Annotated in this window: 21 protein-coding genes; 15 read left to right on the plus strand and 6 right to left on the minus strand. The window is 71.6% G+C overall.

Going from position 1 to position 21,937, the window contains the following annotated elements; translation table 11 throughout:
• Positions 1 to 592, minus strand: a 592-nt coding sequence (locus AC4D2O_RS18280; protein ID WP_490908811.1) for a DUF222 domain-containing protein, incomplete at its 3' end; no start/stop codon positions are given.
• Between the two features lie 208 nt (positions 593 to 800).
• On the opposite strand from AC4D2O_RS18280, the gene AC4D2O_RS18285 reads away from it, so the two are divergent.
• The 3 genes from AC4D2O_RS18285 to AC4D2O_RS18295 all read left to right on the plus strand — a co-directional run bounded on the left by AC4D2O_RS18285 (position 801) and on the right by AC4D2O_RS18295 (position 4,766).
• Positions 801 to 1,100: a DUF3039 domain-containing protein gene (locus tag AC4D2O_RS18285; RefSeq protein ID WP_490908813.1), complete on the plus strand. Its 300-nt coding sequence runs from the start codon at positions 801 to 803 to the stop codon at positions 1,098 to 1,100.
• 439 nt (positions 1,101 to 1,539) lie between these two features.
• A complete protein-coding gene (locus tag AC4D2O_RS18290; RefSeq protein WP_490908814.1) occupies positions 1,540 to 2,994 on the plus strand; it encodes an MFS transporter in 1,455 nt (484 codons plus the stop codon).
• Entirely contained in the window at positions 2,991 to 4,766 is a 1,776-nt protein-coding gene (locus AC4D2O_RS18295) for a DEAD/DEAH box helicase (protein WP_334210360.1), read from the plus strand. The genes AC4D2O_RS18290 and AC4D2O_RS18295 overlap by 4 nt, the downstream gene beginning before the upstream one ends.
• Positions 4,767 to 4,852: 86 nt before the next feature.
• Here the strand turns inward: AC4D2O_RS18295 and AC4D2O_RS18300 are convergent, their stop codons facing one another.
• On the minus strand, positions 4,853 to 5,476 hold the full coding sequence (locus tag AC4D2O_RS18300) for an isochorismatase family protein (protein WP_490908816.1): 624 nt from the start codon (positions 5,474 to 5,476) through the stop codon (positions 4,853 to 4,855).
• On the minus strand, positions 5,473 to 6,843 hold the full coding sequence (locus tag AC4D2O_RS18305; RefSeq protein WP_490908817.1) for a nicotinate phosphoribosyltransferase: 1,371 nt from the start codon (positions 6,841 to 6,843) through the stop codon (positions 5,473 to 5,475). The genes AC4D2O_RS18300 and AC4D2O_RS18305 overlap by 4 nt, the downstream gene beginning before the upstream one ends.
• A 77-nt stretch (positions 6,844 to 6,920) precedes the next feature.
• Here AC4D2O_RS18305 and clpS point away from each other — a divergent pair, with 77 nt between their 5' ends.
• The 8 genes from clpS (at position 6,921) to AC4D2O_RS18345 (ending at position 12,611) form a co-directional block, all read left to right on the plus strand.
• Positions 6,921 to 7,229, plus strand: a complete 309-nt coding sequence (gene clpS / locus AC4D2O_RS18310) for an ATP-dependent Clp protease adapter ClpS (RefSeq protein WP_104051287.1) — start codon at positions 6,921 to 6,923, stop codon at positions 7,227 to 7,229.
• Between the two features lie 9 nt (positions 7,230 to 7,238).
• Positions 7,239 to 7,814, plus strand: coding sequence for a DUF2017 domain-containing protein (locus tag AC4D2O_RS18315; RefSeq protein ID WP_490908818.1), 576 nt, complete (start codon positions 7,239 to 7,241; stop codon positions 7,812 to 7,814).
• 103 nt (positions 7,815 to 7,917) lie between these two features.
• A complete protein-coding gene (murI, locus tag AC4D2O_RS18320) occupies positions 7,918 to 8,826 on the plus strand; it encodes a glutamate racemase (RefSeq protein ID WP_490908819.1) in 909 nt (302 codons plus the stop codon).
• Positions 8,823 to 9,620, plus strand: a complete 798-nt coding sequence (locus tag AC4D2O_RS18325) for an MBL fold metallo-hydrolase (RefSeq protein WP_490908820.1) — start codon at positions 8,823 to 8,825, stop codon at positions 9,618 to 9,620. The genes murI and AC4D2O_RS18325 overlap by 4 nt, the downstream gene beginning before the upstream one ends.
• A gap of 74 nt (positions 9,621 to 9,694) precedes the next feature.
• Positions 9,695 to 10,486 carry a ribonuclease PH gene (gene rph / locus AC4D2O_RS18330; protein ID WP_490908821.1) on the plus strand — a complete coding sequence of 264 codons (792 nt, stop codon included), beginning with the start codon at positions 9,695 to 9,697 and terminating at the stop codon, positions 10,484 to 10,486.
• Positions 10,479 to 11,105 (plus strand): RdgB/HAM1 family non-canonical purine NTP pyrophosphatase, encoded by a 627-nt coding sequence (gene rdgB / locus AC4D2O_RS18335; RefSeq protein ID WP_490908822.1) that lies wholly within the window; start codon positions 10,479 to 10,481, stop codon positions 11,103 to 11,105. Before rph ends, rdgB begins: the two co-directional genes overlap by 8 nt.
• A gap of 223 nt (positions 11,106 to 11,328) precedes the next feature.
• Positions 11,329 to 11,916 (plus strand): DedA family protein, encoded by a 588-nt coding sequence (locus AC4D2O_RS18340; protein ID WP_490908869.1) that lies wholly within the window; start codon positions 11,329 to 11,331, stop codon positions 11,914 to 11,916.
• Complete coding sequence (locus AC4D2O_RS18345) at positions 11,913 to 12,611, plus strand: GNAT family N-acetyltransferase (RefSeq protein WP_490908823.1); 699 nt, start codon at positions 11,913 to 11,915, stop codon at positions 12,609 to 12,611. The genes AC4D2O_RS18340 and AC4D2O_RS18345 overlap by 4 nt, the downstream gene beginning before the upstream one ends.
• Here the strand turns inward: AC4D2O_RS18345 and AC4D2O_RS18350 are convergent.
• Positions 12,577 to 13,254, minus strand: coding sequence for an HAD-IA family hydrolase (locus AC4D2O_RS18350; RefSeq protein ID WP_490908824.1), 678 nt, complete (start codon positions 13,252 to 13,254; stop codon positions 12,577 to 12,579). The two genes, AC4D2O_RS18345 and AC4D2O_RS18350, sit on opposite strands and share 35 nt — an antisense overlap.
• Positions 13,255 to 13,346: 92 nt before the next feature.
• On the opposite strand from AC4D2O_RS18350, the gene AC4D2O_RS18355 reads away from it, so the two are divergent.
• Positions 13,347 to 14,339, plus strand: coding sequence for an exonuclease domain-containing protein (locus AC4D2O_RS18355; RefSeq protein ID WP_490908825.1), 993 nt, complete (start codon positions 13,347 to 13,349; stop codon positions 14,337 to 14,339).
• A gap of 24 nt (positions 14,340 to 14,363) precedes the next feature.
• Here AC4D2O_RS18355 and AC4D2O_RS18360 read toward each other — a convergent pair whose 3' ends face one another.
• The gene (locus tag AC4D2O_RS18360) at positions 14,364 to 15,323 is read right to left on the minus strand and encodes an SDR family NAD(P)-dependent oxidoreductase (RefSeq protein WP_490908826.1); all 960 of its coding nucleotides are present in this window, start codon (positions 15,321 to 15,323) and stop codon (positions 14,364 to 14,366) included.
• A 4-nt stretch (positions 15,324 to 15,327) separates the two neighbouring features.
• Positions 15,328 to 16,401: an ADP-ribosylglycohydrolase family protein gene (locus tag AC4D2O_RS18365; protein ID WP_490908827.1), complete on the minus strand. Its 1,074-nt coding sequence runs from the start codon at positions 16,399 to 16,401 to the stop codon at positions 15,328 to 15,330.
• Between the two features lie 160 nt (positions 16,402 to 16,561).
• On the opposite strand from AC4D2O_RS18365, the gene AC4D2O_RS18370 reads away from it, so the two are divergent.
• The 3 genes from AC4D2O_RS18370 (at position 16,562) to AC4D2O_RS18380 (ending at position 21,868) form a co-directional block, all read left to right on the plus strand.
• On the plus strand, positions 16,562 to 17,581 hold the full coding sequence (locus AC4D2O_RS18370) for an aquaporin (RefSeq protein ID WP_490908828.1): 1,020 nt from the start codon (positions 16,562 to 16,564) through the stop codon (positions 17,579 to 17,581).
• A 66-nt stretch (positions 17,582 to 17,647) separates the two neighbouring features.
• A complete protein-coding gene (locus AC4D2O_RS18375) occupies positions 17,648 to 18,811 on the plus strand; it encodes an exonuclease SbcCD subunit D (RefSeq protein WP_490908829.1) in 1,164 nt (387 codons plus the stop codon).
• Positions 18,812 to 18,820: 9 nt separating this feature from the next.
• A complete protein-coding gene (locus AC4D2O_RS18380) occupies positions 18,821 to 21,868 on the plus strand; it encodes an AAA family ATPase (RefSeq protein ID WP_490908830.1) in 3,048 nt (1,015 codons plus the stop codon).
• Positions 21,869 to 21,937 lie beyond the last annotated feature (69 nt).

Consider the following 21,937-nt stretch of genomic DNA (forward strand, 5'->3'; position numbering starts at 1 on the left):
CGGCGGCGGTCGCGGCGCGGGTGTGGAGGGGTTCGGGGTGCAGGCGGGTGCGCAGGGTGCGGGCTTTGGTCGCGGTCCGGCCGGGTGTGGTGTCCGCGGCGATGGGTAGGAGGTGTTCTTCGAGCAGGGCCGCGGCCGGTTGGGGCAGGCTGGAGCATTCGTGCACCAGGACGGCCGCGTGGGTCCAGGAGATGGTCCCGGCGTGCAGGGCCGCGAGGGTTCTGGGTTGGTGGTTGACCAGGACCCTCGCGTGCTGGACGAGGCGGTGGGCGGTGCGTTCGGGGATCCGCAGCAGGCACGCGAGTTCGGTGGCGGTGGCGGTGTCGGCGAGATTCGTCCGCCGCCGCACGCCCGCTCTTCCACCAGGTTGGTTGCCCGCTCGCCCACCGGGGTGCTCACCGAAACGCCCGCCGGGGTGTGGGCCGGGGTGTGCGCCGGCCTGGTAGTCGAAGAACTCGTCCTCCAGGAGTGTCCGCAGCTCCTCGGTGGCCACCGCCAGGTCCGCGTCGATGCGGGCTTTCTGCGCGGCGAGGGACAGGATACGGGCGTCGATCCGCTCGCATTCCTCCCGGTACTGCGCATTCGTCCTCATACCCGTTATTCTCCCGCCCGCCACCGACACGATAAGGGCCCCCCATATTGCCGCGACACTATGTGGATAACTTGCCGATCAGCAGATCAGGGAACAAAGAAAAGAACTATTCATCGGTAACCGGTCGGCCTCCTTCTCCGGCGGACTTGTCGACGAAAGGATTCGCCGACTCCCTGTGACGGAGGCGCCCGGGCGATAGACTGGAACCATGACTATGCCCGCAGATCCCTTCGCAAACGATCCCCTCGACGCCGGCACGGGGGGCTCCACGGCGACCATCGAGCGTGAGGAACTCCGCCAGGAGGTGGAGCCCGGCGACGCCGAGCGCTTCGCCCACTACGTCCGCAAGGAGAAGATCATGGAGTCCGCCTTCAGCGGCGAACCTGTGATCGCACTCTGCGGCAAGGTGTGGACTCCCGGCCGCGACCCGGAGAAGTTCCCCGTCTGCCCCGAGTGCAAGGAGGTCTACAACGGTCTCCGCCCGGGCAACGACAAGCCCAAGGACTGACGGCAGGCCGACTGACGGCAAGTCCGACGGATGGTAGACCCGACTGACGGTAGACACGGCCAGAGGCAGACCCGACTGACGCTAGACCCGGCCGGCGGCGGAGCCGACGTCATCGAGACGCCGGGGTGAACACCGACTCCGTGTACGACAGGCCGGGCTGACACCGGAGCAACAGCACGTGCGATGCCGTGGGCACACGCCCGGTTACCCGGCGTTCACCGTTCGAGTTCGATGCCCGCCGGCACAGCCGCACGCTCGTCGTCGCAGGCCTGGCTCCGGCCAGGCCCGCGCCGGATCCCACCAGCACCCGCTGATCCAGCAGTCCGGAACACCGTGCGCCGCCATGCGCGATACGCAGCAGAACCATGCGCGATACGCAGCAGAACCATGCGCGATATGCCGAAGAACCACGCCCGATACCCAGCAGAACACAGGTGACATGAGCAAGACCTCCGACAGGGCAGGAGCCGGGACAGCCGGCGCGATGTCGCCCGAGCTGCGCCCACTCACGATCGGCATCCTCGCCATCATCACCTGTGCGGCCTTCGAGGCGATGGCCGTCATCACCGCCATGCCCTCGGTGGCGAAGGAACTTTCCGGCGAGTCGAGCTATGGCCTGGCGTTCTCCATGTACCTGACGGCATCGCTGCTCGGGACCGTCGTCGCCGGTTCCTGGTGCGACCGCAAGGGGCCCCGCCCCGCCCTCGCCGTCGGGCTGGCCCTCATGATCCTCGGGCTCCTCCTGGCGGGAGCCGCCCCGGATTTCTGGCTCGTCACGGTCGGCCGCGCCGTCTCCGGCCTGGGCGGTGGTTCCATGATCGTGGCGGTGTACGTGGTGATCGGGCGGTCCTTCCCGCTTTCGGCCCAGCCGGTCGTGTTCGGATGGCTGGCCGCCGCGTGGGTGCTGCCGGCGCTGATCGGACCCGTGGTCGCGGGGTTCGTCACGCAGAGCGTGGGCTGGCGCTGGGTGTTCCTCGGGGTGGTGCCCGTGGTGATCGCGGCCGTCGTCATCGTGTGGCCGAAAACCCGGGAACTCGGCCCCATGGCAGCCGCCGAAGTCGGCCCGGCGAAGGGACGCGTCCTCCGCGGCGTCGCCCTGGCCGGCGGTGTCTTCGCCGCGCAGTGGGCCGTGGTCCGGCTCGCCGACACGCAGGACCCCGCTGCAGCGACCGTGACAGGCCTCGTGTTCCTTGCCGTCGTGGGCGTCGTCGTCGCCCTCCTCGTCCTGCCTCCGCTCCTGCCCAGGGGCACCCTGGTCCTCGCCCGCGGGCTGCCGAGCATCATCGCCACCCGTGGCATCGTGAACGTGGCCTTCTTCGGTACGGAGGCCTTCATCCCCCTGATGCTCGTCAGTTCCAGGGACATCGACCCCGGCACCGCCGGCCTCACGCTGAGCGCCGGCGCGCTCGGCTGGAGCGCGGGATCCTTAGTGCAGGCGCGCGTGACCTTCAACCGCCGCTGGCTGCTGGTCGCCGGGTCGTCGATCCTCTCGCTCTCACTCGGCGGGTTCGCCCTTGCGACCGCGACTGAAGCTCCGCTGTGGGTGCTCGCCGTGGTGTGGGGGCTGTCCGGATTCGCCATGGGGATGACGCTCTCGAGCACGTCGGTGCTGGTGCTGAAACTCTCACCGCCCACCGAGCAGGGACGCAATTCGGCCGCCCTGCAGATCTCCGACCAGCTCGGCGGCGTGGCCGGGACGGCCGGCGCAGGGGCCCTGTTCGCCCTCCTGCACGACCCCGCGGATCCCGGCCACGTGCCGACCTTTGTTGCGATCTGGCTGGCTCTATGGGTGTTCACGGCAGCGGGTATAGTTTCGGGTCTGAGAGGGGCCAGCTCATCCGATGACGCCCCCGGTCTCCCCAGCAAGTCAATGGAAGGTACTGTCCCGGCGTGAGTAGTGACACCCTGTTCGGTGCCGGCGCAGCCCTGCCCCCCGCATATCCGGAGCGCGCAGCCTGGGGGACCGCCCCCAAGCTGCGCCAGTGGCAGAGCGAAGCGCTGGAGAAGTATTTCCAGGAATCCCCGAGCGATTTCCTCGCGGTAGCCACCCCCGGAGCAGGCAAGACGACCTTCGCCCTCCGTGTGGCGACCGAGCTCGTCGACCGCGGCGTGGTCAACCGGGTCACGATCGTCGCCCCCACGGACCACCTCAAGCGGCAGTGGGCCGACGCCGCCGCGAAGGTCGGGCTCGCGATCGACCCCAACTTCAAGAACGCTGACGGCCGCCACGGTGGAGCCTTCATCGGCGTCGCCGTGACGTACGCGCAGGTGGCCAGCAAGCCCATGCTGCACCGCGCGAAGACGGAGGCCGCGCGTACCCTCGTGATCCTCGACGAGATCCACCACGGCGGCGACGCGCTGTCCTGGGGCGACGGCATCCGTGAGGCCTTCGAACCGGCCGCACGGCGCCTTGCCCTCACCGGCACGCCCTTCCGGTCCGACACCGCGGCGATCCCGTTCGTCGAGTACGCCGAGGACCGCGACGGCATCCGCCGGTCCCGCGCCGACTACACCTACGGCTATGGCCAGGCCCTCCGCGACCACGTCGTGCGTCCGGTCATGTTCATGGCGTACTCCGGCCAGATGCGCTGGCGCACCAGCGGGGGCGAGGAGATGGCCGCGTCGCTCGGCGAGGCCGCCGTGACCAAGGACATCACCGCGCAGGCCTGGCGGACGGCGCTCAACCCGGCCGGCGAATGGATCCCGGCCGTCCTCGCCGCCGCGGACAAGCGGCTCACCGAGGTGCGGCGCACGGTGCACGACGCCGGCGGACTCGTCATCGCCACGGACCACGACGACGCGCGTGCCTATGCGGGACAGCTCAAGCGGATCACGGGGGAGTCCCCGACCGTGATCCTGTCCGACGACGCGAAGGCGTCCTCGAAGATCGAGGAGTTCTCCGCGGGCGAGAAGCGGTGGATGGTCGCCGTGCGCATGGTGTCCGAGGGCGTTGACGTCCCGCGTCTCGCCGTCGGCGTGTACGCCACCTCCACGGCCACCCCGCTGTTCTTCGCGCAGGCCGTCGGACGCTACGTGCGTGCCCGGCGGCGCGGCGAGACCGCGTCGATCTTCCTGCCGTCGGTGCCGAACCTCATGGCGCTGGCCAACCAGCTCGAGCTCGAACGCGACCACGCCCTCGACCGGCCCGAGAAGGACGACGAGGGGTTCGGCCTCGAGGACGGGCTCATGGAGGCCGCGAACCGCGAGGACAAGGCGTCGGACTCCCTGACCAAGCAGAAGTTCGAGGCGCTGGAATCGCAGGCGTCCTTCGACCGCGTCCTGTTCGACGGCGGCGAGTTCGGCACCGGCGGCGAGATGGGCAGCGAGGAGGAGCTCGACTTCCTCGGCATCCCCGGGCTGCTCGACGCCGACCAGGTGGGCCAGCTGCTGCGCCAGCGCCAGCAGGAGCAGCAGACACGCCGCAAGGCGAGGCCTGCGGCGGCGCCTGCCGAACCGCTCGTGGTGGACCACCGCCAGCTCACCGAGCTGCGCGGCCAGCTCGCCAAGAACGTCTCCGCCTGGGCCGCCCGCACGGGCATGCCGCACGGCCAGGTGCACACCGAGCTGCGGAAGCAGTGCGGCGGACCCGCCGTCGCGCAGGCCAACGAGGACCAGCTCCAGCGCCGCCTGCAGAAACTGCAGGACTGGTTCATCGGCAAGAAGTAGGAAGGGTACCGATTCGCTGGGGAGACGGTACCGATACGGAGAAGGCCGGGCTGGTTCGACCAGCCCGGCCTTCGTGCGTCAGAGGACTAGCCCGCCAGCTCGACGCCGGCGGCCTCCAGTTCCTCGAGCACCTGCTCGGCCTTGTCGTCGTGCACGCCCCGGACGAGGTCGACCAGCACCGTGACGCCGTATCCGGCCTGGATCGCGTCGAGCGCGGTCGCCCGCACGCAGTAGTCGGTGGCGAGGCCCGCGATCACGACGTCGTCCACCTCGTGGTCCTGCAGCCAGTCGTCGAGCGTCATCGGGTCCTCGTCGACCTCCGCGGCGCCGCCGCCGAGCTTCTGGTCGCCCGTGGGGACCTCGTCGTCGGGCGCCTTGACACCTTCGAAGCCCGAGTACGCGGCCTCGAACTGGCCCTTCCGGAACACAGCGTCGATGCTCTCGGTGTCGAGGTCGCGGTGGAACTCCGAACCCTTCGTGTCGGCGACGCAGTGCACCGGCCACGAGTCCTTGAAGTCGGGGGCCTCCGAGAAGTGGGCGCCCGGATCGATGTGCCAGTCCTGGGTGGCGACGATGTAGTCGTACGAGGCGGCCTGCTCGTCGATGTGGTCGCTGATGTCGGCTGCGACCTGCGCACCGCCCCTCACGGCGAGCGAACCGCCCTCGCAGAAGTCGTTCTGCACGTCCACGATGATCAATGCGCGCGTCATGATGCTGCCTCCTCGTATTCGGTGGGGATCACGGGTTCGCCGCGCTGCAGGCGCCGCACGGCCCCGGGCAGCTCGGCGATGGAACGGGTGTGCTGCTCGGCGGCGCGGACGACGGCTTCCGGCCCGGTCCAGCCGTCGAGGACGACGCCGTCCTTCACGAACTGCTGCACGAGCGGACGGTCGTCGCCGTCGTTGGCCGGGCTGATGCCGATGCCGACGACCTCGGCCCGGGCGACGCCGTGCTCGTCGAGCCGCCGCATGGCCTGCTTCAGCCCACCGACGGACGCCTTGTTCTTGGCCGCCTTGGCCACGGAGATGAAGGCGCCTTCGTCGTCCTGCCGGCTCACGAGCTTGTAGACCATGCCCGCGGTCGGGGCGCCGGACCCGGTGACGAGGGACGTGCCGACGCCGTAGGAGTCCACCGGGGCCGAGGCGAGCAGCCCGATGGCGAACTCGTCGAGGTCGGAGGTCACCACGATCTTCGTGGTGTGGTTCCCGAGGTCGTCCAGGAGCTGCCGCACCCAGCGGGCCTGCGCGACGAGGTCGCCGGAGTCCAGGCGGACGGCTCCCAGCTCGGGGCCCGCCACCTCCACGGCGGTGCGGACGCCCTGCTCGACGTCGTACGTGTCCACGAGGAGCGAGGTGCCCCGGCCGAGCGCGGCGACCTGCGCCTCGAACGCCGCCCGCTCGGAATCGTGCAGGAGCGTGAAGGAGTGCGCCGCCGTGCCCACCGTCGGGAGGCCGTACCGGCGGCCCGCCTCCAGGTTCGACGTGCTCGCGAAACCGCCGATGATGGCGGCACGGGCCGCGGCGACGGCGGCCTCCTCATGCGTGCGGCGCGAACCCATCTCGATGCAGGGTCGCCCGGCGGCAGCACCGGTCATGCGTGACGCCGCGGAGGCGATGGCGCTGTCGTGGTTGAGGATCGAGAGGATGAGCGTCTCGAGGATGCACGCCTCGGCGAAGGTGGACTCGACCGTCAGGATGGGCGAGTTGGGGAAGTAGGCCTCACCCTCCGCGTAGCCCGAGATGGAGCCGGTGAAGCGGAACCCCGCGAGCCAGGAGAGCGTGGTGTCGTCCACGATGTGGTGATCGCTGAGGAACGCGAGTTGCGCGTCGTCGAACCGGAAGGTGGCCAGTGCCTCCAGCAGCCGTCCCGTCCCGGCGACGACGCCGTAGCGCCGCCCTGCCGGGAGGCGGCGGGCGAAGGCCTCGAAGACCGACCGGCGATGGGCCGCGCCCGAGTGCAGCGAGGCCTGCAGCATCGTGAGCTCGTACTGGTCGGTGAAGAGCGCGCTGTTCGGCGTGTTCGCGGCGGGAGGCGCCGCACCGGCGGCGGGCGGGTCGGTGGTGAGGGCGTTGGTCACCCTTGAAACGATAGCGGGACGTGCGGGGTGTGAGTACCCGGCCAGCAGGCGGGGTGGATGCCACCTAGAATGAGGGGATGACCGTAGGCTTTGCAACCGGCACCGACACCCTGGAAGAGGTGCGGACGGCCGAGAAGACCGATCTGGACCAGCCCTGGGTCGTGGTGGTCTGGAACGACCCCGTGAACCTCATGAGCTACGTGAGCTACGTCTTCCAGACGTACTTCGGGTACAGCGAGGCGAAGGCGCGCACCCTGATGCTCGAGGTCCATGAGCAGGGCCGTTCCGCCGTCGTCTCCGGCAGCCGCGAGAAGGTGGAGCAGGACACCGTCGCGCTGCACTCCTACGGACTGTGGGCCACCTTCGAGAAAAGCGGAAGCGAGTAAGCCCTCCCCATGGCAAAACCGTTCAAATCGACGCGCCGCGGTATCACCGGGGCACTGGAGCCGGGCGAGGCACGCCTCCTCGGCGCCCTGCTCGACGACGTCATCTCGATGCTCGAACCCGAGACGGGCCCCAGCGAGGACCCCCTGGCCGCGATCGTCGGCATGTCCGGCGCGGACGCGGAGTCGACGGCTCCCGACGACTCGGCCGTCCGGCGCCTCCTGCCCGACGCCGTGCGCGGGGACGACGACGAGGCGCTCGCCTTCCGGCGCCTCACCGAACGGTCCCTGCGGGAGCAGAAGATCGGCGCCCTGCGCAGCAGCGCCCTGGCGATCGAGTCGAATCCCATCACGCTGGGCGACGAGCAGGCGCGCCTCCTCGCACAGGCGCTCAACGACGTGCGGCTGGTCCTCGCCGACCGCCTCGGCATCGAGACGGAGGACGACGCCGAACGGCTGCACGACGTCGCGGACTCCAAGGACGTGGACGACGTCGAGTCCTACCTCGCGCTCGTGTACAACTTCGTCACGTGGCTCCAGGAATCGCTCGTGCAGGCCATGCTGAAGGCCGCGCGGCTGCAGCGCTGAGGCACGACGGCGCCCGCTCACGACCGACGGGCGCCGGGCTGTGACAAAACCCACGGATCGGCGAATAGTTTTCGCGGGCGTCAGGTCATATTCTCGGAGGATCATGAGCCCAGAGCCAGCGAACCCCGACCGCAGCGAGGCGCCCATCGGCATCTTCGACTCCGGTGTCGGGGGACTGACCGTCGCCCGAGCCGTCATCGACCAGCTCCCGCACGAGTCCATAATGTACGTCGGTGACACGGCGAACGGCCCGTACGGACCGCTCCCCATCGCCCGCGTGCGCGCCCACGCGCTCGGCGTGATGGACGAACTGGTCGATTCCGGCGTGAAGCTTCTCGTCATCGCCTGCAACTCGGCCTCCGCCGCCGTCCTCCGGGACGCCCGCGAGCGCTACACGGCCCGCTACGGCATCCCCGTGATCGAGGTCATCCAGCCGGCCGTCCGCCGGGCAGTAGCGTCCACCCGCTCGGGCCGGATCGGCGTCATCGGCACGAGCGCCACCGTGGGCTCCCGCGCCTACGACGACACCTTCGCCGCCGCCCCCCACCTCGAGCTCACCTCCGTGGCCTGCCCGGCGTTCGTGGAGTTCGTGGAGGCCGGCATCACCGGCGGTCCGGCGCTCCTGAGGACGGCGGAGGAGTACCTCGCACCGCTGAAGGACGCGGACGTGGACACCCTCGTGCTCGGGTGCACGCACTACCCGCTGCTCACCGGCGTCATCTCCTACGTCATGGGCGACGCCGTGACGCTCGTGTCCAGCGCGGAGGAGACCGCCAAGGACGTGTACCGGGCGCTCGTCTCGCACGACCTCGAGCGGGACACCACGGCGCCCGGCGTGCACCGCTTCATCGCCACGGGGGACGCCGAGGGCTTCGAGGTGCTCGCCCGGCGCTTCCTCGGGCCCGAGGTCCTCAGCGTCCAACACGTCGACCACGTCGCCGCCCAGTACCCGACCGGCAGCCTCGCGCGGATCACGCCCGAGATGATCGCCGCCGGATTCCCACCCGCATGAAACTCACCATCGTCGGCTGCAGCGGGTCCTTCCCCGGCCCCCAGTCACCGGCGTCCTGCTACCTGCTGAGCGCCGAGTGGGAGGGCCGCACCTGGCGCATCCTCCTCGATCTCGGCAACGGCTCCCTCGGGGCGCTGCAGCGCTACATGGACCTGCGCGAGATCGACGCGGTGTTCCTGTCCCATCTGCACCCCGACCACTGCATGGATCTGTGCGGGCTCCACGTCGCCGTCCACTGGGATCCCTCGGGGTGGGGCCTGCCGCGCATCCCCGTCTGGGGTCCTGCAGCGACCGCGGACCGGATGGCCAGCGCCTACGGCCTCGATCTTGATCCGGGGATGCACGAGGACTTCGACTTCCGCTCGTGGGAGGACCGCTCCGGGGTGTCGGTGGGCCCGTTCACCATCACGCCGTATCGCGTGCTGCACCCCATCGAGGAGGCGTACGCGCTACGCGTCGAGGTGACCGAGGCGGACGGGCAGGGAGGCTTCCGTCCCCACGTCCTCACGTACTCGGGGGACACCGACGCGTGCGACGGACTGGTGGACGCGGCCAAGGACGCCGACGTCTTCCTGTGTGAGGCCGCCTTCCACGAGGGCCGCGACGATGCCATCACCGGTGTGCACCTCACGGGCAAGCGGGCCGGCGACGTCGCCACCCGCGCGTCCGCCAAGCGGCTGCTGCTGACCCACCTCCCGGTTTGGAACGATGCGAACGTCGCCGTCAGCGAGGCCAAGGAGAGCTACGACGGCCACCTCGCGGTCGCCGTCGCCGGGGTCTCGTACACGGTGTGACCCGGGGCGGCACTCGCTCCGTGCGCCGGTGCCTCCCGATGGCCGGCATCCCGGCCCCGTCTAGACTGGAAATCATGACCTCCGCGAAATCCACGCCCGTGCCGCCCGCCGACAGTGCCCAGAGTCCCGTGCTGCGCGCGGACGGCAGGACGCCCGACCAGCTGCGCAACATCAGCATCACGCGCGGCTGGTCCAAGCAGGCCGAGGGCTCGGCGCTCATCGAGTTCGGGAACACGCGCGTCCTCTGCACCGCGAGCCTGACGAGCGGTGTGCCCCGCTGGCTCAAGGGCGAGGGCAGGGGCTGGGTGACCGCCGAGTACGCCATGCTCCCGCGCGCCACGAACACCCGCTCCGACCGTGAGTCCGTCAAGGGCAGGATCGGCGGCCGGACGCACGAGATCTCGCGCCTGATCGGCCGTTCCCTGCGGTCGATCATCGACACCAAGGCGCTCGGGGAGAACACGATCGTGCTCGACTGCGACGTCCTCCAGGCCGACGGCGGCACGCGGACCGCCGCGATCACCGGAGCCTACGTGGCCCTCGCCGACGCCATCCGGTACGCCAAGGACAAGAAGCTCATCCCCGCCTCGGCGTCCCCGCTCACCGACACCGTCGCGGCCATCAGCGTGGGCATCATCGACGGCGTCCCGATGCTCGACCTGCCCTACGTGGAGGACGTCCGCGCGGAGACGGACATGAACGTCGTCGTCACGGGTTCCGGGAAGTTCGTCGAGGTGCAGGGCACGGCCGAGGGCGCGCCCTTCGACCGCGCCGAACTCGACGCCCTGCTGGACCTCGCCCTGCTGGGCACCGCGCAGCTCGCGCAGATCCAGGTCGACACGCTCCGGGACTCGCACGGTGGCTGACGCGCCCCGGCTCGTCCTCGCCACCCGCAACCCCGGCAAGCTGCGGGAGCTGCGGGAGCTGCTGCGCGGCCAGGTGCCCGGGCTCGACGTCGACACGCAGGTGGTCGACGCCGCGACCGCCGGGGCCCCGGACGTCGTCGAGAGTGGCGTGACGTTCGAGGAGAACGCGTTGCTCAAGGCGGAGCAGGTGGCCCAGGCCACCGGGCTGCTCGCCGTCGCCGACGACTCGGGCCTCGCCGTCGACGTGCTCGGTGGAGCCCCCGGGATCTTCTCGGCGCGGTGGGCCGGCCGGCACGGGGACGACGCCGCGAACCTCGAGCTCCTCCTGGCACAGCTCGAGGACATCCCGCAGGAGCGGCGCGGCGCCGCCTTCGTCTGCGCCGCGGCCCTCGCGCACCCCGGCGCCTCCGCCGGGAGCCACACCGAGCGCGGGGAACTGCGGGGGTCGTTGCTGACCGTGCCCCGCGGTACGGGAGGCTTCGGCTACGACCCCGTCCTCGTGCCCGCAGGGCTGGACCGCAGCTGCGCCGAGCTCGCGCCGGAGGAGAAGAACGCCATCAGCCACCGCGGTATCGCCTTCCGGGCGCTGCTGCCGCACCTCATCGACGCGCTGCGCTGAGCCCGAGCGGACCACCGCAGGCCATGACCACCTTCCGCCGGCACCCCACGCGCCCCGTCCTCGAGGACGGACCGGTCGGACCACTTGCACCAGACAAGGGACGGACACCACCGTGAGCATCACCCAGACAGCCCAGGCCGCCCAGGCACTCCAGGCCGCGACGGCGACCACATCGTCGGACGGATCGGCGCTCGGCGCCGTCACCGACTGGGCCGTGAGCCTCATGGAGACCATCGGCGCGCCCGGCGCAGGGCTCGCGATCGCCCTGGAGAACCTCTTCCCGCCCCTGCCGAGCGAGGTGATCCTGCCGCTGGCGGGCTTCACCGCGAGCAGGGGGAACTTCTCGCTCTTCGAGGCCATCCTCTGGACCACCCTCGGCTCGGTGGTCGGCGCCTACGCGCTCTACTCGCTCGGGGCCTGGCTGGGACGCGACCGCATGCGGCGGCTCGTGGGGAAGGTCCCGCTCGTCGACATCGAGGACGTCGACCGGGTGGAGGCCTGGTTCGAGCGCCACGGGTACCGGGCCGTGTTCTTCGGCAGGATGATTCCGATCTTCCGCAGCCTCGTCTCGATCCCGGCCGGGATCGAGCGCATGCCCCTGGGCAAGTTCCTGCTGCTCACCACCGCGGGCAGCCTGATCTGGAACACGATCTTCGTCATGGCCGGGTTCTACCTGGGCGAGAACTGGCACATCGTCGAGCAGTACGCGAACACGTTCCAGAAGATCGTGATCGTCGCCGTCGTGCTGTTCGCCGTGTACTTCGTCGTCTCGAAGGTGCGCAAGCACCGGGCGGCCAGGCGCGCGCAGTGACCCACGGGCCGCCGCACGACGGCGCGGACCCGCTGGTGCGCGTGTGGCCGCTGTTCGGGCTCGTCATCGCGACACCCCGCCTCGTCCTGACGCCGGTGCGGGACGAGCACCTGCCGGACCTCGTGGACGCCGTCCTCGCCGGCATCCACGACCCCGCCGAGATGCCGTTCAGCGTTCCCTGGACCGACGCACCGCGGGACGTCCTCATCACCGAGACGGCACGGCACCAGTGGACCACCCGCGCCGGCGTCACACCGGACGACTGGACCCTCAACCTCGCCGTGCTGCACCGCGACCGTATCATCGGCGTGCAGGACCTCAGGGCGCGGCGGTTCCCACTGCTGCGCCAGGTGGGGTCCGGGTCCTGGTTGACGCGATCGATGCAGGGGCAGGGGTTCGGTACCGAGATGAGAGCCGGCGTGCTGCAGTTCGCGTTCGACCACCTCGGTGCTACGTCGGCCGTGTCGGAGGCGGCCGACTGGAACGGCGCGTCGCTCGGCGTGTCCAGACGCCTCGGCTACGCCCCGAACGGCACCGGGCTCGTCGAGGCCCGCCGGGACGAGGTGCAGACGCAGCAGAACCTGCTGCTGGCCAGGAAGGACTTCATCCGGCCGGACTGGACCGCCGAGGTCCACGGGGTGCAGCCGGCACTCGACTTCCTCAGTCCCGGACCGGTTCCCGCCCCAGCAGGCTGACGTCCGCCGCGGCCGGCGTTCGCGCGTCGCCCGTTCCCGGGCCGGCCAGCACCCGCGACAGGTCCGCCGAGGGTTCGAACAGCCGGGCGTCGATCCCGAGCGCCCGGGCGGCCGCGATGTTGGCGGGCGCGTCGTCGACGAACGTGACCTGCGCCGCGTCGGCGGCGAGCTCGGCGAGGACATGCTCGAAGATCGCGGGGGAGGGCTTCACGAGCCTGAGCGGGGAACTGAAGAAGAGGTGCTGGAACAGCCGGGTCCATGGTGCCTGGGAGAGCTGCGACACCATGGCGGCCGGCATGTTCGAGAGCAATGCCAGCTGCTCGCCCCGGGCTTCCATGTCCTCGAGGACGTCGAGGGTGTCGAGGTTCGGGTGTGACCACTGGTTGCCGTCCAGGACGTCGAGCCACGCGGACCTGACCTGCTCCACGCGCTCGCCGCACACCAGCGACCAGTACTCCTCCGACGTGAGGGCGCCGGCGTCGTAGGCGTACCGGTGCTGCCAGTACGCCGAGGTGGAGTCCTGCAGGTCCTGGGTGCCGGTCGCCTCGGCGAGCAGCTCCCAGTCCTGCGGGGTGGGTGCGGTGGAGATCACGTTTCCGTAGTCGATCAGGTACCACCTGCGGGGGGTGTCGATGCGGGCCATGGTTCAGGGTAGGGCCGTAACCCTGCGGACGTGTCGGACCTGCGGTGAACGTTACGTGAACGTGCGGCCGGTGGCGGCGGTAAACTCGTCCCGTGGGAATCGCATTCACGGCCATCGACTTCGAGACGGCGAATGGCTTCCGCGGGTCTCCCTGCGCCGTCGGGCTGACCAAGGTCAGGGACGGCCGGATCGTCGAGGAGGCGTCCTGGCTGATGCGCCCGCCGGTCGGCCACGACTCCTTCGATTCCCGGAACATCGCGATCCACGGCATCACCTCGGCCACGGTCGCCGACGCCCCCCGGTTCGGCGACCTGTTCCCGGAGATCGGCGGCTTCATCGGCTCCGACGTCCTCGTGGCCCATAACGCGGCCTTCGACCTCGGCGTGATCCGCTCGGCCCTCGAGGTGTCCGCCCTTCCGGGGCCGGCCTGGGACTACGCCTGCACCGTCGTCCTCTCGCGGAAGAGCTACTCGCTGCCCTCCTACTCCCTGCCGTTCGTCGCGGAGGCCGCCGGCGTCCCGCTGGTCAACCATCACGACGCCGTCGAGGACGCGCGTGCTTGCGCCGGCATCATGATCGACATCGCCCGCCGGTTCGGCGCGCCGACGGTCGAGGAGGTGCTCGGCCACCACAACCTCCCGCTGTCCCGCGCCGAGCCGTACGCGCCGGGCGTGGACGAGCTGTCGAAGGCCACCCGCACCGCCCTCGAGCGCGGCACGTCGCCCACCAGGTGGGCGGGCTGGCCGGAGGAGGGGGAGAACCCGCACGCCAACGCGCAGGCCGATCCGCGGCACCCGCTCTACGGGCAGACCGTCGTGTTCACCGGGAACCTCGGCATCCCGCGGCCGCAGGCGAAGGAGCGTGCGGCCCGCCTCGGGGCGCAGCCGGCCAGTTCCGTCACCCGCAGGACCACCGTGCTGGTGGTCGGTGACGGGTTCGTCGCCTCGGACCTGCGCAACGGGCGCGTGACCGGCAAGGCGCGGCGCGTGCTCGAACTGCACGAGCGGGGCCAGGCCATCGAAGTGCTGTCGGAGGCCGAGTTCCTGCAGATGACCGGCGGACGGTGGCCGGCGCAGAGCCAGTAAGCCGCGAGCAGTCGCGAGGGCCGATCAGAAGTGCAGGCCGATCCCCGTGAGCGCGGCGGAGAGGTCGATGAGCTTCGACGCGGCATTGCTCTCGCGGGCCCGCGGCTTCGCGGGTACCAGGGCCGGCCTGCCCTTGAGCTGGAACCAGCCGTCGGGTCCGCAGTAGGCGCCGTTCGGGATGCCGGCGTCGACCGTGGCCCGCACGAGCGGCCACGCGCCGTCGTCCTTGCCCTGCGCGACGGGCCCCATGATGCGTTGCCGCCAGGCGGCGGCAGGCTCGTGGACCTCGACGCCGGGCCGGGCGGGGGTGAGCATGCCGAGGGCCAGGCCCGGATGGGCCACGACGCTCGTCGCAGCACTGCCGGTCAGCTCGAGGCGGCGCGCCAGTTCGAAGCCGAACGCCATGACGGCCAGCTTCGACGTCGCATAGGCGCTCGCGTTGCGGTACGACGACGGCTGCAGGGACGACGGCGTGAGCCGTGCCCAGCGGTGGCTGATGCTGCCGAGGTGGACGATCCGGGTGCCGGCGGCGGAGAGCGCCGGCAGCAGCGAGGCGATCAGGGCGTAGTGCCCGAGGTGGTTGGTGCCGAACTGCAACTCGAAACCGTCCGCCGTGGTGCGCCGCTCAGGTGAGCCGACCACGCCTGCGTTCGCGAGCAGACCGGCCAGCGGAGGACCCGCCGCGATGGCCGCCGCGGCAGCCCGCACCGAGGACAGATCGGCCAGGTCCAGGGGCTGGAAGGAGACGTCGGCGCCGGGATGCAGGCCGCGGATGGCGCCGATGGCGCGGCCGGCCCTGTCCCTGCTGCGCGACGCGAGGACCACGCTCGCGCCGGCGGCCGCGAGCTGCTCGCACGCGAAGTATCCGAGGCCCGCATTGCCGCCGGTGACGAGGACCCGCCGGCCTGTCAGTGAGGGAAGGGCCGCCGGGTCCCAGTCCGCCCCGCCCCGCCCGGCGCCCGGTGCGCCGTCCAGCGGGCCCATCCCGTCAGGACCCCGTGGTCGCGGCGAGCAGGGTGCCGGCCATCGTCCGGACGACGGCGGGCATGCCGGGGGCGTCGAGGTAGGCGGGAGGCAGGGCGCCCGTCCCGTGGAGGGCGCCGAGGATCGCCCCCGCCACGGACGCCGCGACCGTCGGGGAGGCATCGGGCCTGCCCGATGCCGCCGCATGGGCCAGTGCGGCCGCCAGCTGTTCCCGGGGCGAGCCCGTCACCGCCGCACCCTCGAGGCTGGCCTGCAGGGCAGCCTCGAAGGTCCCCGCCGCCGTCGGCCTGCCGGTCGGATTGCCCTGTCCTGCGGCATCGCGCTCGGCGGACTCCTCGGGCTGGGCGGCGTCGGGGGCGAGCCTGCGCTCCTCGTCGCGGACCGCACGGACCGCCTCCGGAAGGCCGAGGCCCTCGATGGCCAGGGCCCGGACGATGGTGCTGAAGAGGGCTGCGGTGCCCCTCGCGGCGCCCGAGCCGTGCGTGAGCGCCGCGCCGTCGACCGTCAGCCGCTCCACCATGCTCGCGGGGATGCGGGGCACCAGTCCGAAGGGCGCGGAGCGCATCAGCGCACCGGGGCCTTCGGCCAGCGGATTGAGCGGCCGCGCCCGCGTGCCCATCTCGCCGCTGAGAAGTGCGCGGACGGTGTCGGTATCGGCGTCGTGGACGGGCAGCAGATCGTCCTGGCGGTCGAGCCACCGTGCGGGCGGCGCCGGCGCGCCGGCCGGGAGGTGTTCGCCCTGCCGGCGCAGCCAGCGGAGATAGGCGAGCCACAGGCAGGCCGTCTCGTCCGCGGCCACGCCGTCGTTGGCCCACTCCAGGGCGTCGACCAGGCCGTCCACGGTGTACAGGGTCAGCTGCGTCGCCTCCGAGACGGTCAGCGCCGCGGGGTCGTCGAGGGCGGCGGCCGGATCGTCGCCTGCCACGAAGAGGACGCCGTACGCGTCACCCGCCATCGTCCCGAGGAGGCAGCCGAGCACGCGGTCCCCGTAGCCGGGCGCTCCGTCGTCGGGGGTGGTCGGGGTGGCCGGGGTGGTCGGAGTGGCGGTACTGCGGTCCGCGGTGCTGTCGGTCGTCACCCGTCCAGTCTAGGGAGCCCGCCCGATCCGGGCGCGCTCCCGCTCCCGGCCGACCGGCAGGGCTCCCAGCCACCACGCAGACTAGGATGGAAGGCTCGTCCGCGGTCCGGTGCAGCACCGGACAGTCCCCCCGCAGGCACGACCGAAGGTATCCGCTTCCATGACCCATCCCACGACACCGGCCGCGACGACACCGCCCGGAGCGACGTCAGGCGCCTCCTCCGCCGGCCGCACGTCCGACGACGCGGTGCAGGCTCCCGGCCTCGTGGCCCGCTCCATCGCCGAAGGCGCCGGCTCCTTCCTCGTCGTCCTCGCCGGTCTCGGCGCGACGATGCTCGCCACGGAGACCGCGCTGCAGCCCGTCCTCGTGTTCGGTTTCGCCGTCGTGGCCGCGATGATCGCATTCGGGTACGTGTCCGGCGGGCACTTCAACCCGGCCGTCACCATCGGTTCCGCCGTGGCCGGCCGGACCGACTGGAGGTCCGTGGCCCCGTACGTCGTGGCGCAGGTGGTGGGCGCCGTCGCCGCGTCCGGGCTGATCTGGCTCGTCCTCAGTGCCAACGCGCAGCTCACCGACATCCGGGGCTTCTTCAGTTCGGCCTCGAACGGCTTCGACGAGCACTCCGCGGCACAGTTCCCCCTGACCAGCGCCTTCCTGCTCGAGATGGTCGCCACCGCAATGCTCGTGGCGGTCTTCCTCGGAGCGGGTTCACGACGCGCCCGGCGCGACCTCGCCCCGTTCGCCGTCGGCCTGACCTACGCGGGACTGCTCTCGTTCCTCCTGCCCGTGACGAACGGCGGCATCAATCCCGTCCGCTCGGCCGCATCGGCCGTCTTCGCCGAGCCCTGGGCCCTCCAGCAACTGTGGCTGTTCTGGGCCGCGCCGATCGTGGGCGGCCTGATCGCAGGACTCATCTTCCGCAGCATCGATTCCTCCGTGCCGGGCCGCAAGGACGCACCGGAGGGCGGGGCCCCGGCCGTCGCCCCGGCGACCGGACGTCAGGACCAGGACGACGACGCCGGTTCCGCGGGCGGCAGCCCCGACGGCGAGGGCACGGCCGAGGACGCGCGCCGTCCGTCCGGCGACGCGGCGTCCTTCTTCGACGCGCCCGCATCCGACGGGCCGCAGGCCCCCGGCGGGACTCCCGGGACCTCCGGGACCTCCGGACCGGGTCGCTAGCACCGTCCTGCAGCCCGCCGCATGCCGATCCGGACAATGTCGGCGTGTAGCGGTAGCGTGAAAATCATGAGGATCCTCCACACTTCCGACTGGCACCTGGGCCGTTCCTTCCACGGCACCGGGACGCTCGACGCCCAGCGGATCTTCCTCGACAGCCTCGAGAAGACCGTGCGCGAGGAAGGCGTCGACGTCGTCCTCGTCGCCGGCGACGTCTACGACCGCGCCCTGCCCGCCGTCGACGTCGTCGCACTCCTCGACGAGGCACTGGACCGCCTGACCGTCGCCGGCGCGCAGGTGGTCATCAGCAGCGGGAACCACGACTCCGCCACTCGGCTGGGATTCGGCGGTCGACTCCTCTCCCGCGGGGGAGTCCACCTCCGCACGCGCATCGAGGACATCGCCGTCCCGGTCACCTGGCCGCTCGGGCAGGACGCCGAGCTCGCCGTCTACGGCGTCCCCTACCTCGAACCGCGCGTCGTCGCGGACGGACTGGCTGCGGATGCCGGGACCCACACGGCCGTGACCGGCGCGGCCCTCGACCGCATCCGGGAGGACCTCGGACGGAGGGCGGAGGGCCGGCGCGTCGTGTCGATCGTCATGGCCCACACCTTCGCCGCGGGCGGCGCCCCCACCGACAGCGAACGCGACCTTGCCATCGGCGGACTCGGCGCCGTGCCGCTCTCCCTCTTCGACGGCTTCGACTACAGCGCGCTCGGCCATCTCCACGGCCGGCAGAAGCTCTCCGAGACCGTACGGTACTCGGGCTCCCCCCTCGCCTACTCCTTTTCGGAGGTCGACCACACCAAGGGAGCGTGGCTCCTGGACGTGGACGACACCGGCGTGCATGACATCCGCGCCGTCGACTGGCCCGCACCCCGGGACCTCGCCGTGCTCGAGGGCCGGCTGGACGACCTGCTCGGCCGGGCCGACCTCTACTGGGCGGAGACCGCCTACTGCCATGTCACCCTCACCGATCCCGAGCGGCCGGCGCGCGCCATGGAGCGCCTCCGGACACGCTTCCCCGACACCCTGGTGCTCGCCTTCGCCCCCGAGGGCGGAGCCGGCGCCGACACCCGGACCTACAGCGAACGCATCGCAGGGGCCAGGGACGACGCCGACATCTGCTGCGGTTTCCTCGAGCACGTGCGCGGCCGGAAGGCCTCGGCGGAGGAGCAGGCGCTGGTCCGCCGGACCGTCGATGCCGCCCTGAGCCTCGCCCACGAACGGTAGGAAGCACCCGTGAGACTGCACCACCTCGAGATCCAGGCGTTCGGGCCCTTCGCCGACCGCCAGAGCGTCGACTTCGACGCCCTGTCCGCGCAGGGCCTGTTCCTCCTCAACGGACCCACCGGCGCGGGCAAGTCGAGCGTGCTCGATGCCGTGTGCTTCGTGCTCTACGGCTCGGTCCCGGGCGCACGCCAGGCAGCCAAGCGACTGCGCAGCGACCACGCTGCCGAGTCCGTGGCCCCGGAGGTCTCCCTCGAGTTCTCCGTCGCCGATCGCCGCTTCCGTGTGGTGCGGTCACCGGCCTGGGAGCGGCCCGCACGGCGGGGCAGCGGGACGACGACCGAACAGGCCCGGACTCTCCTCAGCGAACGCGTCGGTGCCGACTGGGTGCAGAAATCGGCCCGCAACGACGAGGCCGGGCTCGAGCTGCAGGCGCTGCTCGGCATGGACAAGGAGCAGTTCACCAAGGTGGTGATGCTGCCCCAGGGCGAGTTCGCGGCCTTCCTCCGCGCGGACGCCAAGCCGCGGCGGGAACTGCTCCAGAAACTCTTCTCGACCACGCGCTTCGAGGATCTCGAGAGACTGTTCGGCGAGGAGAGCCAGCGGGTCGGGCGCGAGCTCGCCGAGCAGGAGGACCTGCAGCGGCATCTCCTCCTCCGTGCCATCGACGAGGCCCAGCGCCATGACGTCGGTGGCACCGGGGATGCCCTCGACGGGGGGACGGACGGGTCGGCGTCGATGCAGGCGATGACCGAGGCCCTCTCGAAGCAGCGGGGCGCGGCAGCGCTGGAGAGCCTCGACCTCGCCGAGCAGAGTGCCCTCGCCGACGGTGCGCTCGCGGACATCCGGCGACGGCGCGGCAGCTTCGCCTCCCTCGCGCAGCTCCGAGCCCAGCGGGAGGAGCACGAGGGCCGCGCCGGGACGATTGCGGATCTGGTCGGCGTCCTGCGGCAGCACGATCAGGCGCAGGGGCTGGCGGGCCTCCTCGGACTGGACGACGACGGAGTCGCCGCGGTCGAGCGCGCCCGTTCCCTGCACGGGAAAGCCCTCGACGGCGTGCGGGACGACACGACCGCCGGCGAGTACTTCGATCTCGAGCGACTCTCCGACGACGCCGTGCCCCGCGACGCACTGGCGGACGCCTGCGCGGCGTCGTCGTCCGCGCTGGGCATCCTGCGCGCCGCCCTGCCCGACGAGCGACGGCTGCTGGACGTCCGGACCGCGCTGCAGTCCGGGATGTCGGCGGTCGGCGACCTCGACCGGCGCATCGAGGAGGCGGTCGAGTCCGTGGCCCGGCTGCAGCGCACCCGCACGGAGGACACCGAACGCCTCGTCCCGCTTCGCCTCGCGGCCGACGGGCTGGAGCACCTCCGCACCGATCTCGCCGCGGCCGTCGCGGCCGAGGACGTCGTCCGGCAGTACCGTGCGGCCGCGGAGCGCCGCACCGCGGCGGACACCGCGCATGCGGCGGCGGCCGAGCGCTTCCTCCGGCTGAAGGAGGAGTGGCTCCACATGCTCGAGCTCCGGCTCGAGCAGTCCGCCGAGGAACTCGCCGAGCGGCTGGAGGATGGGCAGCCGTGCCCGGTCTGCGGCAGCCCCGAGCACCCGGCTCCCGTCACGTCACCCGGCGGGAGTCGGATCACCCTCGAGGAGGAGCAGTCCGCGCGCCGCCTGCAGACCGAGGCCGAAGGCGCCCAGGACGACGCCCGGGAGGTGCGGGACAGGGTGCGGCTCGAGGTCGCCGACCTCGCGGCCAGGGGCGGTGACATCCCGCCCGAGGACGCGGCCGCTGCGACGCGCGCAGCACGCACGACGCTCGATGCCGCGGAGGCGGCGTACAGGGAATGCTCGGCCGTCGAGGAACGGATGCGGGCCTCCGTCGAGGAGGAGGACCGGGCCGGCAGGCTGCGGGACGCGCTCCGGGAGGAACGGGCCGCCGCGGAGTCACGGAGGGCCTCGCTGCTGGACCAGGAGGACCTCCTCGTGCAGCGGCTCGCCGGTCTCCAGGCGGGGGCGCCGTCGCTGGCGGAGCGCATCGACGTGGTGCAGCGTGCCCAGGACCGCCTCGAAGCCGTCCGTGACACGTTCGACGACGTGATGCGCGCCGTCGCGCGCCAGGCGGACAACCGGAAGCGCCTCGACGAGGCCCTGCTCGCCACGTCGTTCGCCTCGGCCGAGGAGGCACGGACCGCGCTCATGCCCGACGACCGCCACGCGCAGGTGTCGCGGGAGGTCAGGGACCACGAGGTCCGTGGCCATCGCCTGGACGCGGCGTGGGACGACCCGGTGGTCCAGGAGGCCCTCCGTGAGGAACGGGACGGCATCGAGCCGCCCTCCGAGGAGGACGAGCAGCGCGCGGGTGCCGCTGCCGAGGACCTCAGGATCCGGGCGCACCGGGCAGGAATCCGGGCGGAGGTGCTCGGTCAGTCCGTGGCCCAGCTGGAGACGTACGCGCGGCAGCTCGAGGACCTCGAGCGGGACGTCGCACCCCTGCGTGAGCGCGCCCACCTGGTGGCAGCCGTCGCCGACACCGCCCGCGGGGGAGGGGAGAACCTCTACAAGATGTCCCTCGCCACCTACGTGCTGGCGTCACGGCTCGAGCAGGTGGCCGCCGCGGCCACCGAGCGGCTGCTCCAGATGTCCGACGGCCGGTACCAGCTGGTGCACAGTGACGCCACCGCCGGCAACAAGCGGTCGGGACTGGGCCTCAACGTGATCGACGGGTGGACCGGCAACCGGCGCGACACCTCCACGCTCTCGGGTGGCGAGTCTTTCATGGCATCCCTGGCGCTGGCGCTCGGGCTGGCGGATGTGGTGCAGCAGGAGGCGGGCGGACTCGACATCGAGACCCTCTTCGTGGACGAGGGATTCGGCTCCCTCGACGACCAGGCCCTCGAGCAGGTCATGGATGCGCTCGAAGGCCTGAGGAGCGGGGGGCGTGTGGTGGGGCTGGTAAGCCATGTGCCCGAACTCAAGCAGCGGGTGAGCGCGCAGCTGCAGGTCGTCAAAGGGCGGCAGGGCTCGATCCTGCGCCTCGTGGAGCAGCCCGCCAGCGTGTAAACTTGGTGGCGTTCACGGGTCGGGCGCATCGGGAGGGGGGACGATGCGCGTTCGACGCACCCGGAAAGC

Source organism: Arthrobacter sp. TJ-238, assembly GCF_058269215.1.

What these genes read in the sequence shown, in the direction of transcription:
- AC4D2O_RS18285 (WP_490908813.1), top strand. Translation starts at nt 801, where the DNA reads ATGACTATGCCCGCAGATCCCTTCGCAAACGATCCCCTCGACGCCGGC.
- AC4D2O_RS18290 (WP_490908814.1), top strand. Translation starts at nt 1,540, where the DNA reads ATGAGCAAGACCTCCGACAGGGCAGGAGCCGGGACAGCCGGCGCGATG.
- AC4D2O_RS18300 (WP_490908816.1), bottom strand. Translation starts at nt 5,476, where the DNA reads ATGACGCGCGCATTGATCATCGTGGACGTGCAGAACGACTTCTGCGAG.
- clpS (WP_104051287.1), top strand. Translation starts at nt 6,921, where the DNA reads ATGACCGTAGGCTTTGCAACCGGCACCGACACCCTGGAAGAGGTGCGG.
- AC4D2O_RS18315 (WP_490908818.1), top strand. Translation starts at nt 7,239, where the DNA reads ATGGCAAAACCGTTCAAATCGACGCGCCGCGGTATCACCGGGGCACTG.
- murI (WP_490908819.1), top strand. Translation starts at nt 7,918, where the DNA reads ATGAGCCCAGAGCCAGCGAACCCCGACCGCAGCGAGGCGCCCATCGGC.
- AC4D2O_RS18325 (WP_490908820.1), top strand. Translation starts at nt 8,823, where the DNA reads ATGAAACTCACCATCGTCGGCTGCAGCGGGTCCTTCCCCGGCCCCCAG.
- rph (WP_490908821.1), top strand. Translation starts at nt 9,695, where the DNA reads ATGACCTCCGCGAAATCCACGCCCGTGCCGCCCGCCGACAGTGCCCAG.
- AC4D2O_RS18340 (WP_490908869.1), top strand. Translation starts at nt 11,329, where the DNA reads ATGGAGACCATCGGCGCGCCCGGCGCAGGGCTCGCGATCGCCCTGGAG.
- AC4D2O_RS18350 (WP_490908824.1), bottom strand. Translation starts at nt 13,254, where the DNA reads ATGGCCCGCATCGACACCCCCCGCAGGTGGTACCTGATCGACTACGGA.
- AC4D2O_RS18360 (WP_490908826.1), bottom strand. Translation starts at nt 15,323, where the DNA reads ATGGGCCCGCTGGACGGCGCACCGGGCGCCGGGCGGGGCGGGGCGGAC.
- AC4D2O_RS18370 (WP_490908828.1), top strand. Translation starts at nt 16,562, where the DNA reads ATGACCCATCCCACGACACCGGCCGCGACGACACCGCCCGGAGCGACG.
- AC4D2O_RS18375 (WP_490908829.1), top strand. Translation starts at nt 17,648, where the DNA reads ATGAGGATCCTCCACACTTCCGACTGGCACCTGGGCCGTTCCTTCCAC.